The sequence below is a fragment of the Enterobacter sp. Crenshaw genome (genome assembly GCF_024734705.1).
GTDB lineage: Bacteria > Pseudomonadota > Gammaproteobacteria > Enterobacterales > Enterobacteriaceae > Enterobacter > Enterobacter asburiae_B.
Window position 1 is genome coordinate 1521442 of the sequence record NZ_CP102932.1, and the last position, 17299, is coordinate 1538740.

Here is a 17299-nt window from a genome sequence, read left to right on the forward strand (position 1 = left end):
AGCCGGCTGTGTTGAAGTCTGTTTTGGCTGATATCCATAGAGTATAGATAGCGGACAAAAGAGACTGAGGTGGAGAGGGTGCTAAAAAGGCCCCACTGACGTGGAGCCTTTATTGTACGCTTTTTAACGCGTGATTTCAGTCAATTCCACTTACATGGACTGAGTGAAAGTACGGGTGATAACGTCCTGCTGCTGTTCTTTAGTCAGGGAGTTAAAACGTACTGCGTAGCCAGATACGCGGATGGTCAGCTGAGGATATTTCTCAGGGTGTTCCATCGCGTCGAGCAGCATTTCACGGTTCATGACGTTCACGTTCAGGTGCTGACCACCTTCGATGGACGCTTCGTGGTGGAAGTAACCATCCATCAGACCCGCGAGGTTAGTTTTACGCACTTCGTCGTCTTTACCCAGCGCGTTTGGCACGATAGAGAAGGTGTAAGAAATACCATCTTTCGCGTAAGCAAACGGCAGTTTAGCAACGGAAGTCAGAGAGGCAACCGCACCTTTCTGGTCACGACCGTGCATTGGGTTAGCACCTGGGCCGAATGGCGCGCCAGCACGACGACCGTCTGGGGTGTTACCGGTTTTCTTACCATACACAACGTTAGAGGTGATGGTCAGAACAGACTGAGTCGGGATAGCGTTACGGTAAGTAGTCAGTTTCTGAATTTTCTTCATGAAACGTTCTACCAGGTCAACCGCCATGTCATCAACGCGAGAGTCGTTGTTACCAAACTGCGGATATTCACCTTCGATTTCGAAGTCTACAGCCAGGCCGTCTTCGTCACGAATTGGTTTAACTTTCGCATATTTGATTGCAGACAGGGAGTCAGCAGCAACGGACAGACCAGCGATACCACACGCCATGGTGCGGATAACGTCACGGTCGTGCAGCGCCATCAGAGAGGCTTCGTAGCTGTACTTGTCGTGCATGTAGTGGATTACGTTCAGCGCAGTGACATACTGTTTAGCCAGCCAGTCCATGAAGTGATCCATACGTTCCATCACTTCGTCGAAGTTCAGAACGTCGCCTTTGATCGGCTCAGACTTAGGACCAACCTGCATTTTCAGTTTTTCATCAACGCCGCCGTTGATTGCGTACAGCATGGTTTTCGCCAGGTTTGCACGCGCACCGAAGAACTGCATTTGTTTACCAACAACCATTGGGCTTACGCAGCAAGCGATAGCGTAATCGTCGTTGTTGAAGTCCGGACGCATCAGGTCATCGTTCTCGTACTGCAGAGAAGAGGTATCGATGGACACTTTAGCGGCGAATTTCTTGAAGTTAAGAGGCAGCTTTTCAGACCACAGAACGGTGATGTTCGGCTCCGGAGAAGGACCCATGGTGTACAGGGTGTTCAGGAAGCGGAAGCTGTTTTTGGTTACCAGAGTACGGCCGTCTACGCCCATACCACCGATTGATTCTGTTGCCCAGATTGGGTCACCAGAGAACAGCTCATCGTATTCAGGAGTACGCAGGAAGCGAACCATACGCAGTTTCATGACCAGGTGGTCAATCATTTCCTGAGCGTCTTGCTCGGTGATTTTGCCTGCTTTGATGTCGCGTTCGATGTACGCATCCAGGAAGGTGGATACGCGACCAAAGGACATTGCTGCACCGTTCTGAGACTTAACAGCGGCCAGGTAGCCGAAGTAGGTCCACTGGATAGCTTCCTGAGCGTTGGTAGCCGGACCAGAGATATCGCAGCCATATTTTGCTGCCATCTCTTTGATCTGACCCAGCGCGCGGTGCTGTTCAGCGATTTCTTCACGCAGACGGATAGTCGCTTCCAGGTTTACGCCGTTTTCCAGGTCAGACTGCAGGGAGACGAACTGTGCGTATTTGTCTTTCAGCAGGAAGTCGATACCGTACAGCGCAACGCGACGGTAGTCACCGATGATACGGCCACGGCCATACGCATCTGGCAGACCAGTCAGAACGCCAGATTTACGGCAGTTCAGAATGTCTTTGGTGTAAACATCGAATACGCCCTGGTTGTGGGTTTTGCGGTATTCGGTGAAGATTTTTTTCAGCATTGGGTCCAGCTCGCGGTTATACGCTTTGCAGGAACCTTCAACCATTTTGATACCACCGAACGGGATGATTGCGCGTTTCAGTGGTGCTTCAGTCTGCAGACCAACGATTTTCTCAAGGGCTTTGTTGATATAGCCAGCATCGTGAGAAGTGATGGTGGAAGCAACGGAGGTGTCAAAATCAACTGGCGCGTGAGTGCGGTTTTCCAGTTTAACGCCTTCCATTACGCTGTCCCACAGCTTGGTGGTCGCGTCAGTTGCGCCAGCCAGGAAGGATTCGTCACCTTCATACGGGGTATAGTTTTTCTGAATGAAGTCACGTACGTTTACTTCATTCTGCCAGTCACCTTTCGCAAAACCTTCCCAGGCTGTGGCTAACTTTTCATTAAGCTCGGACATGTAACACCTACCTTCTTAAGTGGATTTTTTATTTACTGCCTGAGAAAACCATCAATGATGATCGTCGCCACGCAGGTAAATGACCCAGTATGTCAACCCAACTAACAGACCCCCACCGATAATGTTCCCGATAGTGACAGGGATCAGGTTATCAGTAATGAAATTCATAATAGTCAGGTGAGAGAAACTTTCCGGGGATGAACCAACTGCGGTCCAGAACTCCGGGCTTGCAAAGTCGCGGATGACAATGCCCATTGGGATCATGAACATATTCGCGATACTGTGCTCAAAGCCGCTGGCAACAAACATCGCAACCGGCAGAACCATAATTAAGGCTTTGTCCATCAGGCTACGACCCGAGTAGCTCATCCATACAGCCAGGCAGACCATCAGGTTAGCGAGGATGCCGAGAGCAACGGCTTCGATAAATGTGTGGTGCATTTTGTGGTCGGCGGTTTGCAGGACGTTAAGGCCCCAGCCACCGTTGGCGGTCATGTACTCGCCAGAAAGCCACATCAACAAAACAAAGAGCAGACAGCCAACCAGGTTACCCACGTAGACGTTAAGCCAGTTACGTGCCAGCTGACCCCAGGTAATTCTTCCGCTGGCCTTTGCCACGACAATCAGCACCGTTGAGGTGAAGAGGTCGGCGCCGCAGATGACGCAGAGAATCAGACCCAGTGAGAAGCAAATGCCGCCAATCAGTTTGGCCATGCCGAAAGGCATTCCGGCAGTACCGGTGGTGGCGGTGATGTAGAAGACGAAAGCGATAGAGATGAACACACCAGCCGTGATCGCCAGATAGAACGTCTTCATCGGGTGTTTCGTTGCTTTATAGACACCCGCTTCTTCGGCAACTTTGGCCATCGCAGCAGGGAGTAAAAGATCAAAAGGGTTGTCAGCTTTCACACTAACTCTCTCTTTATTAAGTCGGCGACGAGATACTAACAAAGCATTATAGAAGAGAAATTGATATAGATCATATCTCGCCTGGCTTATAGGCCCGCAGTGTGTATGGTTTTACAGCAAATGCGGAGTAAGTAATTGATTATCCGTATAAAAATAAATTTTAAAAGTTATGAAAAGAGTTGAATTTTTTCGTTCAGCCACCTCTGACACAGTTAATTAATATGGAGTATTTACCATAAAAAGTAACAGTAAAGCCCAGGTAAATATTATTATATTTACCCATGTTTAACTTTATTATTACAATCAACAGTCATTGCCGAAGAAAATAAAAAACGGGGCAATGAAATTGCCCCGTAATATAGCCCAGACGATTGAATACGCCTACAGCTGGTAATGTTATGTGCGCTTATTTTGACCAGTAAGCGGCTTTTGCTTTCTGCAGTTTTTCGTAGGCCTTCAGCAGCGACTGATGCGCCGGGAAGGCTTTCAGATCGCTATCAACAGCCTGCAGGCCATAGAAGGGCTCTTCGCCGCTCAGGGCTGCACTGGCTGCTTCTACGGCCTCAGCTCCGTACATCCGCACGAAAGCATTCAGGTATTGCAGCGGCTCGCGATCCTCTTCCTGGGCCAGCAGCAGCAGGGTTTGCAGGCAGCGGTAATAATTGGTGCGCTCGGCAGAGAAGACCGACTGGTTGAATTCCATGGTCCACTCGGTCCAGGCCAGGGCCTGATCCAAATCGCCACCTGCCAGGGCCAGCATCGCTTTCAGCTCACCGATGCGCAGGGTATACCAGCCGTTGTCTTTACCGGTCGCCAGGCCCAGCAGTTCGCGTACGCGGGTAAAGTCATCGTGGCCTTCTTCGTCCAGTTGGGCGATCAGGTTCAGATAATCTTCTTTCTCCCACTCGCTGCCCGGCAGAGCCAGCAGCGTTTCGCGCAGGTGCGCGCCCATGCTGTTATTCGCCAGCCACAGATCTTCAGCCGGGTAGATGTCGGACATGCCTGGAACAATAATGCGGCACGCGTAGACGCCAAGGTGTTCGTAGTCGGCAATATAAACTTCCCGATCTTCCGCGTTGAAGATCGCCATCAGCGTGGCGAACTCTTCTTCCGTGGTACCGGCAAAGCTCCAGTCCACGAACGGATAGTCGGCGTCCTGCTTGAACATATCCCAGGAAATTAAACCGCTGGAGTCGATGAAGTGGGTTTCAAGGTTGGTATGCTCGGCCACTTCTTCATCGTCAAACGTTGGCGGGGTGAAGACGTCGAGATCTTTCAGGCTACGGCCCTGCAGCAGCTCGGTAACGGTACGCTCCAGCGCCACGCCGAAGTCAGGGTGCGCGCCGAATGAGGCGAAGCAGGTACCGTTGGCCGGGTTAAACAGCACTACGCAGATAACCGGATACTTACCGCCCAGCGAGCCGTCATAGGCAAAGATTGGGAAACCTTCTGCTTCCAGCTTAGCGATGGACTCCACTACGCCCGGGTAGCGCGCCAGCACGTCTGCCGGAATTTCTGGCAGGCTGATGGATTCAGCGATGATGCGGTTTTTAATGTGGCGTTCGAAAACTTCAGACAGACCCTGCACGCGTGCTTCATTGCGGGTGTTACCGGCGGACATACCGTTGGACACATACAGGTTGCCGACGATGTTCATCGGAATATATACGGTCTGCTCGTCAGACTGACGGGTGAACGGCAGGGCGCAGATCCCACGGTCTTCATTGCCAGACTGCAGATCGATCAGCATGCTGGCGGTCAGTTCGCTGTCTGGATCGTAGAAGGCACGCAGGCGCGCGTCGAGAATACCTTCCGGCAGCTCGTCATCTTCGGTCAGCGGGAACCATTTTTCATTTGGATAGTGAACGAACGGGCCGTTAGCGATGGTTTCGCCCAGCCAGAAGTCAGCGAAGAAATAGTTGGTGGACAGACGCTCAAAATACTCACCCAGCGCAGAGGCCAGTGCCGCTTTTTTTGTCGCGCCTTTACCGTTGGTAAAGCACAGGGCACAGTCTTTATCGCGAATATGCACGGACCAGACGTGAGGTACCGGATTGAGCCAGGAGGCTTCTTCGATGTTAAAACCCAGGTCGGTCAGTTTCTGCTGGAAGCGAGCGATGGAATCTTCCAGAGCGGCGTCTTTGCCGGGGATAAACGTTTGAGTCATGGCGTTCACTTTTATCGTACGTAAAGCGCGCAATGATACGGGTTTTGCGTGACGGGTGCTATCTTCGGCGAAAATAAAAGGCTGGGCTATGCTTAGTGGCAGTAACTGACTGTTAAGGCATAGAAAAATGAAAGCATTTGATCTCCAGCGGATGGCGTTTGATAAAGTTCCTCCTGAATTTCTGGGTGAAGTGGCGCTGCGCAGCCTGTATACCTTCGTCCTCGTCTTCCTGTTTCTTAAAATCACCGGCCGGCGAGGCGTGCGGCAGATGTCGCTCTTTGAGGTGTTGATCATCCTGACGCTGGGCTCGGCGGCGGGTGACGTCGCTTTTTATGACGACGTGCCGATGGTGCCGGTGTTTATCGTTTTTGTCTCACTGGCGCTACTTTATCGCCTTGTCATGTGGCTGATGTCGAAAAGCGAAAAGCTGGAAGATCTGCTTGAAGGGAAGCCGGTCGTTATCGTCGAGGACGGACAGCTGGCCTGGGAAAATGTACAAAGCGCCAATATGACCGAGTTTGAGTTCTTTATGGAGCTTCGCCTGAACAGCGTTGAACAGCTCGGGCAGGTGCGTCTGGCGATCATGGAAACCAACGGGCAGATCAGCGTCTATTACTATTCTGACGACGAGGTGAAGCCGGGACTGTGTATCCTGCCGGATATGCTGATCGAGCGTTTCAGAACCGTACCTGAGTCAGGCGAGTATGCTTGCGTAAGATGTAGCCATGTAGTCGCGATGCAGCCGGGGGATCGTCAATTATGCCCCCGCTGTGCAAATCCGGAATGGACGAAGGTTAGCCGGGCCAAACGCATCACCTGACAGCCATTTTGTCGGTTTTGTCCTGGCGAGGCGGCAGATTGTTTTGTGTGACGCGGGGCACATTTCGCGGGTCATAAGTTTTAGACATTGCGGCGCGTGTCACTGAATGATAAAACCGATATCCACAGTTATAACTTATGGCTTTTAGCGTGGTGAGGGGAAATGGCTCAAGTCTTTAATTTCAGTTCAGGTCCGGCAATGTTACCGGCAGACGTGCTTAAACAGGCTCAACAGGAACTCTGTGACTGGAACGGTCTCGGTACGTCGGTGATGGAAATCAGCCACCGTGGTAAAGAGTTTATTCAGGTGGCGGAAGAGGCAGAAAAGGATTTTCGCGATCTGCTGAATATTCCCTCGAACTACAAAGTATTGTTCTGTCACGGCGGTGGACGCGGCCAGTTTGCAGGCGTTCCGCTGAATATCCTCGGCGACAAAACGACGGCTGACTACGTTGACGCAGGTTACTGGGCGGCAAGCGCCGTTAAAGAAGCGCATAAATACTGCACGCCGAATGTTATCGACGCCAAAGTGACCGTTGACGGTCTGCGCGCCGTGAAGCCCATGAGCGAGTGGCAGCTTTCCGATAACGCAGCGTATCTGCACTACTGCCCGAACGAAACCATTGACGGGATTGCCATCGACGAGACGCCAAACTTCGGCAGCGATGTCGTGGTTGCCGCCGACTTCTCCTCCACCATTCTGTCTGCGCCAATTGATGTCAGCCGCTACGGCGTTATCTATGCGGGCGCGCAGAAAAATATCGGCCCGGCCGGTTTGACTATCGTCGTCGTGCGTGAAGACCTGCTGGGTAAAGCACATAAATCCTGTCCGTCGATTCTCGATTACACCGTGCTGAACGATAACGATTCGATGTTCAACACCCCACCAACGTTTGCCTGGTATCTCTCCGGCCTGGTCTTCAAATGGCTGAAGCAAAACGGCGGCGTGGCGCAGATGGACAAGGTCAATCAGCAGAAAGCTGAACTGCTGTATGGCGTGATCGACAAGAGCGATTTCTACCGCAACGATGTGGCGAAAGCGAACCGTTCCCGTATGAACGTGCCGTTCCAGCTGGCGGACAGCAGCCTGGACAAAGTGTTCCTGGAAGAGTCCTTCGCGGCAGGTCTGCATGCGCTCAAAGGTCACCGTGTCGTTGGCGGCATGCGTGCCTCCATCTATAACGCGATGCCGCTGGAGGGCGTTAAGGCCCTGACGGATTTCATGATCGACTTCGAACGTCGTCACGGTTAATTTGCTGTTTTTCACCCCCGCAGCGTCCCTGCGGGGTTTTTATTATGTTGAGTTGAGAGTTTAGTTTTCATGGAATCCCTGACGTTACAACCTATCGCGCGGGTAGATGGCACCATCAATCTGCCTGGTTCAAAAAGTGTCTCGAACCGCGCTCTGCTGCTGGCAGCTCTGGCAAACGGCACCACCGTCCTCACAAACCTGCTGGACAGCGATGACGTGCGCCATATGCTCAATGCGCTGAAAGCGTTGGGCGTTCATTACACTCTCTCCGACGATCGTACCCGCTGCGAAGTGACCGGCAACGGCGGCGCGCTGCGCTCGGACGAAGAGCTTGAGCTGTTTCTGGGCAACGCCGGTACCGCGATGCGCCCGCTGGCGGCGGCCCTGTGTCTGGGTAGCAACAACATCGTGCTGACCGGCGAACCTCGCATGAAAGAGCGTCCGATTGGCCATCTGGTGGATGCCCTGCGTCAGGGCGGCGCGCAGGTTGAGTATCTTGAGCAGGAAAACTATCCGCCACTGCGTCTGCGCGGCGGTTTTAACGGCGGTCACGTCGAGGTTGACGGCAGCGTCTCCAGCCAGTTCCTGACGGCACTGCTGATGACCGCGCCGCTGGCACCGCAGGATACGGTTATTACGATTAAAGGCGAGCTGGTCTCCAAACCGTACATTGATATCACCCTGCACCTGATGAAAACCTTCGGCGTTGAGGTGGAAAACCAGTCTTATCAGCGCTTCGTGGTGCGCGGGGCGCAGCAGTACCAGTCTCCGGGCAACTACCTTGTTGAGGGGGATGCGTCATCCGCGTCCTACTTCCTGGCCGCGGGTGCGATTAAAGGCGGCACGGTAAAAGTGACCGGTATTGGCCGTAACAGCGTGCAGGGCGACATCCGTTTTGCGGACGTGCTGGAAAAAATGGGCGCCATTGTCACCTGGGGCGATGACTTCATCTCCTGTACCCACGGCGAGCTGAACGCCATCGACATGGACATGAACCATATTCCGGATGCGGCGATGACCATTGCCACGGCGGCGCTGTTTGCCAAAGGCACGACCACGCTGCGTAATATCTACAACTGGCGCGTAAAAGAGACGGACCGCCTGTTCGCGATGGCGACAGAGCTGCGAAAAGTCGGTGCCGAGGTGGAAGAGGGCGAAGACTACATTCGCGTGACCCCTCCGGCAAAACTGCAGTTTGCGGAAATCGGCACCTACAACGATCACCGCATGGCGATGTGCTTCTCGCTGGTGGCGCTGTCAGACACGCCTGTCACCATTCTTGATCCGAAATGTACCGCGAAAACCTTCCCGGACTACTTCGAACAGCTGGCACGCATTAGCACGCTGGCCTGATAACGCCTTGCCGCATCGCCCGATGCGGCATTTGCTTACGCTTCATTACGAACACCTCCGCTCATTTCTTCTACACTCTGCTTCAATCATTCCGTAATTTGCACGCAAAGGTAACAGTTGCGCACGTTGGCGCGTATAATGCGCGGCGTTCATGTAAACGGTATGCCTTATTTAAGGAGAAAAAGATGACGGCAGTTGCCCCGGTAATCACCATTGATGGGCCGAGTGGCGCAGGGAAAGGTACTCTGTGCAAAGCGATGGCGGAAGCATTGCAATGGCATCTTTTAGATTCGGGAGCAATCTATCGCGTGCTGGCGCTGGCCGCGCTACATCACCATGTGGATGTAGCGTCTGAAGAAGCGCTGGTTCCGCTGGCTGCGCATCTGGATGTGCGTTTCGTATCGACCGATGGCAACCTGGAAGTCATCCTTGAAGGGGAAGACGTGAGCGGCGAAATCCGTACGCAGGAAGTGGCTAATGCGGCCTCTCAGGTCGCGGCGTTCCCGCGCGTTCGCGAGGCGCTGTTACGTCGTCAGCGCGCGTTCCGTGAAGCCCCGGGGCTGATCGCTGACGGACGCGATATGGGAACGGTGGTATTCCCTGATGCGCCAGTGAAAATTTTTCTTGACGCCTCTTCGGAAGAACGTGCTCAACGCCGCATGCTTCAGTTGCAGGAAAAGGGGTTTAGTGTTAACTTTGATCGCCTTTTATCCGAGATAAAAGAGCGCGATGACCGCGATCGTAACCGCGCCGTCGCCCCACTTGTTCCTGCAGAAGATGCATTAGTTCTGGATTCAACCAGTTTAACTATTGAGCAAGTGATTGAAAAAGCGCTACAATATGCGCGCCAAAAACTGGCACTCGCGTAATCGCGACCGATTTAGTAGTACCCCCGCTGCAATGGATTGACGGCGGGTATGTGAAACAACCCCATCCGGCACGGAGCCAGGTGGACGTTAATATTAACCTGAAGATTAAACATGACTGAATCTTTTGCTCAACTGTTTGAAGAATCCTTAAAAACAATCGAAACCCGCCCGGGTTCCATCGTTCGCGGTGTTGTTGTTGCTATCGACAAAGACGTAGTACTGGTTGACGCCGGTCTGAAATCTGAGTCCGCCATTCCGGCAGAGCAGTTCAAAAACGCCCAGGGCGAGCTGGAAATCCAGGTAGGTGACGAAGTTGACGTTGCTCTGGACGCAGTAGAAGACGGCTTCGGTGAAACCCTGCTTTCTCGTGAGAAAGCTAAACGTCACGAAGCATGGATCACGCTGGAAAAAGCTTACGAAGAAGCTGAAACTGTGGTCGGTGTTATCAACGGCAAAGTTAAAGGTGGCTTCACTGTTGAGCTGAATGGTATTCGTGCGTTCCTGCCAGGTTCTCTGGTAGACGTTCGTCCAGTTCGTGACACTCTGCACCTGGAAGGCAAAGAGCTTGAATTCAAAGTAATCAAGCTGGACCAGAAGCGTAACAACGTTGTTGTTTCCCGTCGTGCCGTTATCGAATCCGAAAACAGCGCAGAACGCGATCAGCTGCTGGAAAACCTGCAGGAAGGCATGGAAGTCAAAGGTATCGTTAAGAACCTCACTGACTACGGCGCATTCGTTGACCTGGGCGGCGTTGATGGCCTGCTGCACATCACCGACATGGCGTGGAAACGCGTTAAGCACCCAAGCGAAATCGTGAACGTGGGCGACGAAATCACTGTTAAAGTGCTGAAGTTCGACCGCGAGCGTACTCGTGTATCCCTCGGCCTGAAACAGCTGGGCGAAGATCCATGGGTAGCTATCGCTAAGCGTTACCCAGAAGGTACTAAACTGACTGGTCGCGTAACCAACCTGACTGACTACGGCTGCTTCGTTGAAATCGAAGAAGGCGTTGAAGGTCTGGTGCACGTTTCCGAAATGGACTGGACCAACAAAAACATCCACCCATCCAAAGTTGTTAACGTTGGTGATGTAGTGGAAGTAATGGTTCTGGATATCGACGAAGAACGTCGTCGTATCTCCCTGGGCCTGAAACAGTGCAAAAACAACCCATGGCAGCAGTTCGCGGAAACCCACAACAAGGGCGACCGTGTTGAAGGTAAAATCAAGTCTATCACTGACTTCGGTATCTTCATCGGCCTGGACGGCGGCATCGATGGCCTGGTTCACCTGTCTGACATCTCCTGGAACGTTGCAGGCGAAGAAGCAGTTCGTGAATACAAAAAAGGCGACGAAATCGCTGCAGTTGTTCTGCAGGTTGACGCAGAGCGTGAGCGTATCTCCCTGGGCGTTAAACAGCTCGCAGAAGATCCGTTCAACAACTGGGTTGCACTGAACAAGAAAGGCGCAATCGTAAACGGTAAAGTGACTGCAGTTGACGCTAAAGGCGCAACCGTAGAACTGGCTGACGGCGTTGAAGGTTACCTGCGCGCTTCTGAAGCTTCACGTGACCGCGTTGAAGATGCCACTCTGGTTCTGAACGTAGGCGACGACGTTGAAGCTAAGTTCACCGGTGTTGACCGTAAGAACCGTGCAATCAGCCTGTCTGTTCGTGCTAAAGACGAAGCTGATGAGAAAGATGCAATCGCAACTGTTAACAAACAGGAAGATGCAAACTTCTCTAACAACGCAATGGCTGAAGCTTTCAAAGCAGCTAAAGGCGAGTAATATCAGGTTCTCAGCATCATTTGCGCTGTAACGCATTTACAGCGTGAAGGATGAGGAGCAAACTTGACAGATTGCAGGATTCGTCCTGTAATCAATAACAAAGGGCGGCTACGGCCGCCCTTGTTTAATGAGCTGTTCAGCTAATTGGTTTGAAAGGAACCGGAGGAATCATGACCAAGTCAGAATTGATTGAAAGACTTGCCAGTCAGCAACCGCATATCCCTGCCAAGGCAGTGGAAGATGCCGTAAAAGAGATGCTGGAGCATATGGCCTCCACTCTTGCCCAGGGCGAGCGCATTGAAATCCGCGGTTTCGGTAGTTTTTCTCTGCACTATCGTGCTCCACGTACCGGGCGTAACCCGAAAACTGGCGATAAAGTCGAGCTGGAAGGTAAGTACGTTCCACACTTTAAACCGGGTAAAGAACTGCGCGATCGCGCCAATATTTACGGCAACTGAGTTTAGCCAGCAGGTTAAACTGGGTTCGAAAGAAAGCACCTGCGGGTGCTTTTTTTGTGTCTGTCGCTTTCATTCTGAAGATACCCCGCATTTTCCGTTTCGTTTTCTGCAAACCGATAAAAACAGCACAGCGCACGCTGTAAAACGCACTTTTCCCATCTGACAATTCCTTCTACCTGATTACATACTGCCCCTCTGAAACAGGGAGGTAGCAATGGGAATTCCCGCGCTTAGCATCTGCGTCATTCTGGCGATAGCCCCGTTACTCTGGTTACCTGAACTGCCATCACGTCATACCGTGTGGATAATGATTGTTGGCGGGATCGTGCTGGTCGCACGGCGAAACGTACGACTGAAGTATGCGGGGATCACGCTGTTATGTTGCGTGTGGGGTATTCTGGCTGCGAAGGAGAGCGTCTGGCCGATGCAGCATTTAACCACGGGGGCCGTGCAGGCTGAGGTAGCGATCACCGCCACAGATGGCGCAACGCAGCATCAGGGAAACATTCTTAGCGTTGATGGTAAGCGCTGGTGGGCCTCTACCGGCGTAACGTTGTATGGCAATTATCTGCCACAGAAAGCGTGTGCCGGTCAGCGCTGGACCATGACGCTCAGGCTCAGACCTGTCCATGGCGAACTGAACGACGGCGGTTATGATTCCCAGCGCAGCGCCTTTGCACGCCATCAAACGCTGAGCGGACGCTTCACACGTGCGGAACTCGTCGATGGACGCTGCAGCCTGCGAGCGCAATATCTCATGTCACTGCAAAACCGCCTTTCTGCTTACCGATGGGGGGCGGTTATACTCGGACTGGGAATGGGTGAACGTCTGGATGTGCCCCGGGAAATACAAGACCTGATGCGCGAAACCGGGACGCTGCATCTGATGGCGATTTCGGGACTGCATATCGCGCTGGCGGCATCCCTCGCCTGGTTACTCGCACGTGGGCTACAGTTTTTATTACCCAGCCACTGGATCCACTGGCAAATGCCTCTCCTGGCCGGGTTATGCTTTGCCGCTTTCTACGCCTGGCTTACCGGTCTGCAACCTCCTGCGCTACGAACGGTCATCGCGCTTGCTGTGCTTGCAATGTTGCGGATCGCTGCCCGGCAATGGTCTCCCTGGCAGGTATGGGTCTGCTGTATCGCGGCGATCCTGATAAGCGATCCCTTAGCTGTACTTTCACAGAGTCTGCTCTTGTCTGCATTTGCCGTCGGCGCGCTGATTTTCTGGTTTCAGTGGCTGCCTCTTCCTGGCTGGCACAGGGCACGACGTATACGGCCGTTGCTGAACCTGCTCTATCTGCAGGTCGGCATGCTGATGCTGCTGATGCCGCTACAGGTTTTGATTTTCCACGGCTTCAGCATTTCTTCTCTGGTCGCGAATCTCTTTGCCGTTCCCCTGGTGACGTTTGTCTCCGTGCCGCTGATTCTGCTCGGTATGCTGCTTCATCTGTTGCCGTTGGCGGCACCTGAAAGCGTTGTCTGGTTCGCAGCCGATAAATCACTTGCGGGGCTGTTCTGGCTCCTCATGCGCCTGCCTGACGGCTGGCAAAATGTCGACCAACGCTGGCAGTACATGACATTACTGCCCTGGCTTATCATCATCGGCTGGCGCTTTCGTGCCTGGAAAACCCTTCCTGCCGTTTGTCTTGCAGGAAGTGCCTTACTGACATTTCCTCTGTGGCGAACGGAAAAAAGCGAGAGCTGGACGCTGCATATGCTGGATGTGGGGCAGGGGCTGGCGATGGTCATTGAACGGCAGGGAAAAGCCATTCTCTATGATACCGGGCTCGCCTGGCCGGGCGGGGATAGCGCGCAGCGGTTGATCATCCCGTGGCTTCGCTGGCATCACCTGCGGCCTGAAGGCGTTATTCTCAGTCATGAGCATCTTGACCATGCGGGAGGACTCGCATCGTTGCAAAAAGCGTGGCCTGACGCGTGGGTAAGAAGCCCATTGCGCCAGGCGGGACATCGCCCCTGTTTTCGCGGGCAGAGATGGAAATGGCAGGGACTCTCCTTCACCGTCCACTGGCCCCCCGAAAATTACCCGGCTCAGGGAAATAACCATTCCTGCGTGGTCAAGGTGGACGACGGTGAGCAGAGTGTTCTGCTTACGGGGGATATTGAAGCGCAAGCGGAACAGGCTATGCTTAGCCATTACTGGCGTTATCTGACGTCCACGCTTATACAGGTGCCCCATCATGGCAGCAATACTTCGTCGTCATTGCCGCTGGTGCAGCGGGTGGAAGGTCAGATCGCCCTGGATTCAGCGGCCCGCTATAACGCATGGCGATTCCCGTCGGCAAAAGTTGTTCGACGTTATCGAAAAGAGGGGTATATCTGGCACGATACCCCTCATTCTGGACAAATATCGGTGACATTCTCGCAACATCACTGGCAAATCCGGCGCTTGCGAGAGCAATTTTTACCCGTTTGGTATCATCAGTGGTTTGGCGAGCCCGTCGATAACGGGTAGAATATGCGGCTATTTCAACGAATGCTGGTTTTTTGAATGCATAACGACAAAGATCTCTCCACGTGGCAAACCTTCCGCCGACTCTGGCCGATGATTGCGCCCTTTAAAACAGGCCTGATCGTGGCGGGAGTAGCGTTAATCCTCAACGCAGCCAGCGATACTTTTATGCTATCGCTTCTCAAACCGTTACTGGACGACGGTTTTGGTAAAACGGATCGCTCAGTGTTGCTATGGATGCCTCTGGTGGTTATCGGACTGATGATCTTACGCGGCATCACCAGCTATATCTCCAGCTACTGTATTTCCTGGGTATCAGGGAAAGTGGTGATGACCATGCGCCGTCGCCTGTTCAGCCACATGATGGGCATGCCGGTCTCGTTCTTTGACAAGCAGTCTACCGGGACGCTGCTGTCCCGTATCACCTACGACTCAGAGCAGGTAGCCTCCTCGTCCTCAAGCGCGCTGATTACCGTTGTGCGTGAGGGCGCGTCAATCATCGGCCTGTTCGCGATGATGTTCTATTACAGCTGGCAGCTGTCGATCATCCTTATCGTTCTGGCGCCGATAGTTTCTATTGCTATCCGCGTCGTCTCAAAGCGCTTCCGCAATATCAGTAAGAATATGCAGAACACGATGGGGCAGGTGACGACCAGCGCGGAACAGATGCTGAAAGGGCATAAAGAAGTTCTGATTTTTGGCGGTCAGGACGTCGAAACCAAACGCTTTGATAAAGTCAGCAATAAAATGCGTCTGCAGGGGATGAAAATGGTCTCGGCCTCTTCCATCTCTGACCCGATTATTCAGCTGATTGCGTCACTGGCGCTGGCATTCGTCCTCTATGCGGCAAGTTTCCCTAGCGTGATGGAGACGCTGACGGCGGGTACTATCACCGTGGTCTTCTCCTCAATGATCGCCCTGATGCGTCCGCTGAAATCCCTGACGAACGTGAACGCCCAGTTCCAGCGCGGGATGGCCGCCTGTCAGACGCTGTTCAGCATTCTGGATTCCGAACAGGAAAAAGATGAAGGTACTCGCGAGATTGAGCGCGCCCGTGGCGATGTTGAATTCCGCAATGTCACTTTCGCCTATCCTGGACGTGAAACGCCGGCGCTGCGTAATATCAACCTGTCCATTCCGGCGGGTAAAACCGTGGCGTTGGTGGGCCGTTCCGGCTCGGGTAAATCGACGATTGCCAGCCTGATCACCCGTTTCTACGATATTAACGAAGGTGAGATCCTCCTGGACGGTCATGACCTGCGGGAGTATACCCTGCAGTCGCTGCGTAACCAGGTGGCGCTGGTTTCCCAGAACGTGCACCTGTTCAACGATACTGTGGCAAACAACATTGCGTATGCGCGCACGGATGAATACAGCCGTGAGCAGATTGAGAATGCCGCGCGTATGGCCTACGCAATGGACTTTATCAACAAGATGGATAACGGTCTGGATACGATAATCGGTGAGAACGGTGTACTGCTCTCCGGCGGTCAGCGTCAGCGTATCGCCATTGCGCGTGCGCTGCTGCGCGATAGCCCGATTCTGATCCTGGACGAAGCTACCTCCGCGCTGGATACGGAATCTGAACGCGCTATTCAGTCTGCCCTGGATGAGCTGCAAAAGAACCGTACCTCGCTGGTGATTGCGCACCGTCTGTCGACTATCGAGCAGGCTGACGAAATCGTCGTGGTTGAGGACGGTATCATTGTTGAACGCGGAAGCCATGCTGATTTGCTGGAACACCGCGGCGTTTACGCCCAGCTTCATAAGATGCAGTTTGGCGAATGATTGCACGCATCTGGTCCGGTGAATCCCCGCTGTGGCTCCTGCTTTTGCCGCTCTCCTGGCTATACGGCCTGGTGAGCGGCATTATCCGTCTGCTTTACCGTCTGGGGCTGAAACGTGCCTGGCGCGCGCCGGTTCCGGTGGTGGTGGTCGGGAATCTTACGGCGGGCGGCAACGGTAAAACGCCGGTGGTGATCTGGCTGGTGGAGCAATTGCAAAAACGCGGTATCCGCCCGGGGGTGGTATCGCGCGGATATGGTGGTAAAGCGGCGCGTTATCCGCTGCTGCTGACGGCGGAAACCACGACTGCCGAAGCGGGTGATGAGCCGGTATTGATTTTCCAGCGTACCGGCGCGCCGGTTGCGGTCTCCCCGGTGCGCAGCGACGCCGTTCAGGCACTGCTTGCCGAACACGCGGTACAAATCATTATCACTGACGATGGCCTGCAGCATTACGCCCTTGCGCGTGATAAAGAAATTGTGGTCATCGACGGGGTTCGCCGCTTCGGTAACGGCTGGTGGCTGCCGGCCGGGCCTATGCGCGAACGAGCTTCGCGTCTTAAGTCCGTTGATGCGGTGATTGTGAACGGCGGTGAGGCAAACGCGGGTGAAATCCCGATGTACCTGCAGCCAGGCCTGGCGATCAACCTGGTGACGGGGGAACGCCGGTCAGTTGCTGAGCTGCCTTCACCGGTGGCGATGGCGGGGATTGGTCATCCCCCGCGCTTCTTCGCGACGCTGGAACAGTGTGGGGCCCGGCTGGAAAAACGCGTTCCGCTGGCCGACCACCAGGCGCTGGTGGAAGGGGAGGTAGACGCCCTGACCGTACCCGGGCAGTCGCTGATCATGACCGAAAAAGATGCGGTAAAATGCCGTGCCTTTGCGAAAGATAACTGGTGGTATCTGCCGGTTGACGCTGAACTCAGCGGCGAGCAGCCGGAACGTTTGCTCAAGGAACTGATTGCGTTGGTGAAATAAACGCTTACGCGGTTCT

At 53.6% G+C, this 17299-nt stretch carries 12 protein-coding genes; 9 read left to right on the forward strand and 3 right to left on the reverse strand.

Annotated elements, in window-relative coordinates:
- Window positions 1-150 precede the first annotated feature (150 nt).
- The 3 genes from pflB to ycaO all read right to left on the reverse strand — a co-directional run bounded on the left by pflB (window position 151) and on the right by ycaO (window position 5509).
- Window positions 151-2433: a formate C-acetyltransferase gene (gene pflB / locus NWV12_RS07120; RefSeq protein WP_048979720.1), complete on the reverse strand. Its 2283-nt coding sequence runs from the start codon at window positions 2431-2433 to the stop codon at window positions 151-153.
- A gap of 51 nt (window positions 2434-2484) precedes the next feature.
- Window positions 2485-3342 carry a formate transporter FocA gene (gene focA / locus NWV12_RS07125; protein WP_008499974.1) on the reverse strand — a complete coding sequence of 286 codons (858 nt, stop codon included), beginning with the start codon at window positions 3340-3342 and terminating at the stop codon, window positions 2485-2487.
- A gap of 406 nt (window positions 3343-3748) precedes the next feature.
- Window positions 3749-5509, reverse strand: a complete 1761-nt coding sequence (gene ycaO / locus NWV12_RS07130) for a 30S ribosomal protein S12 methylthiotransferase accessory factor YcaO (RefSeq protein ID WP_033145089.1) — start codon at window positions 5507-5509, stop codon at window positions 3749-3751.
- A 127-nt stretch (window positions 5510-5636) separates the two neighbouring features.
- On the opposite strand from ycaO, the gene NWV12_RS07135 reads away from it, so the two are divergent.
- From NWV12_RS07135 to lpxK, 9 genes are all read left to right on the forward strand, one after another.
- Entirely contained in the window at window positions 5637-6329 is a 693-nt protein-coding gene (locus NWV12_RS07135) for a DUF421 domain-containing protein (RefSeq protein WP_023310994.1), read from the forward strand.
- Window positions 6330-6491: 162 nt separating this feature from the next.
- On the forward strand, window positions 6492-7580 hold the full coding sequence (gene serC, locus NWV12_RS07140) for a 3-phosphoserine/phosphohydroxythreonine transaminase (RefSeq protein WP_029739497.1): 1089 nt from the start codon (window positions 6492-6494) through the stop codon (window positions 7578-7580).
- Window positions 7581-7649: 69 nt separating this feature from the next.
- A complete protein-coding gene (gene aroA, locus NWV12_RS07145; RefSeq protein WP_048979722.1) occupies window positions 7650-8933 on the forward strand; it encodes a 3-phosphoshikimate 1-carboxyvinyltransferase in 1284 nt (427 codons plus the stop codon).
- 185 nt (window positions 8934-9118) lie between these two features.
- Entirely contained in the window at window positions 9119-9802 is a 684-nt protein-coding gene (gene cmk / locus NWV12_RS07150; protein WP_013097305.1) for a (d)CMP kinase, read from the forward strand.
- A gap of 111 nt (window positions 9803-9913) precedes the next feature.
- Window positions 9914-11587 carry a 30S ribosomal protein S1 gene (gene rpsA / locus NWV12_RS07155; protein WP_014169387.1) on the forward strand — a complete coding sequence of 558 codons (1674 nt, stop codon included), beginning with the start codon at window positions 9914-9916 and terminating at the stop codon, window positions 11585-11587.
- Window positions 11588-11757: 170 nt separating this feature from the next.
- The gene (gene ihfB / locus NWV12_RS07160) at window positions 11758-12045 is read left to right on the forward strand and encodes an integration host factor subunit beta (protein ID WP_008499965.1); all 288 of its coding nucleotides are present in this window, start codon (window positions 11758-11760) and stop codon (window positions 12043-12045) included.
- A gap of 214 nt (window positions 12046-12259) precedes the next feature.
- Complete coding sequence (locus NWV12_RS07165; protein ID WP_048979724.1) at window positions 12260-14524, forward strand: ComEC family protein; 2265 nt, start codon at window positions 12260-12262, stop codon at window positions 14522-14524.
- Between the two features lie 36 nt (window positions 14525-14560).
- A complete protein-coding gene (gene msbA / locus NWV12_RS07170) occupies window positions 14561-16309 on the forward strand; it encodes a lipid A ABC transporter ATP-binding protein/permease MsbA (RefSeq protein WP_033145094.1) in 1749 nt (582 codons plus the stop codon).
- A complete protein-coding gene (lpxK, locus tag NWV12_RS07175; RefSeq protein ID WP_048979725.1) occupies window positions 16306-17283 on the forward strand; it encodes a tetraacyldisaccharide 4'-kinase in 978 nt (325 codons plus the stop codon). The genes msbA and lpxK overlap by 4 nt, the downstream gene beginning before the upstream one ends.
- Window positions 17284-17299 lie beyond the last annotated feature (16 nt).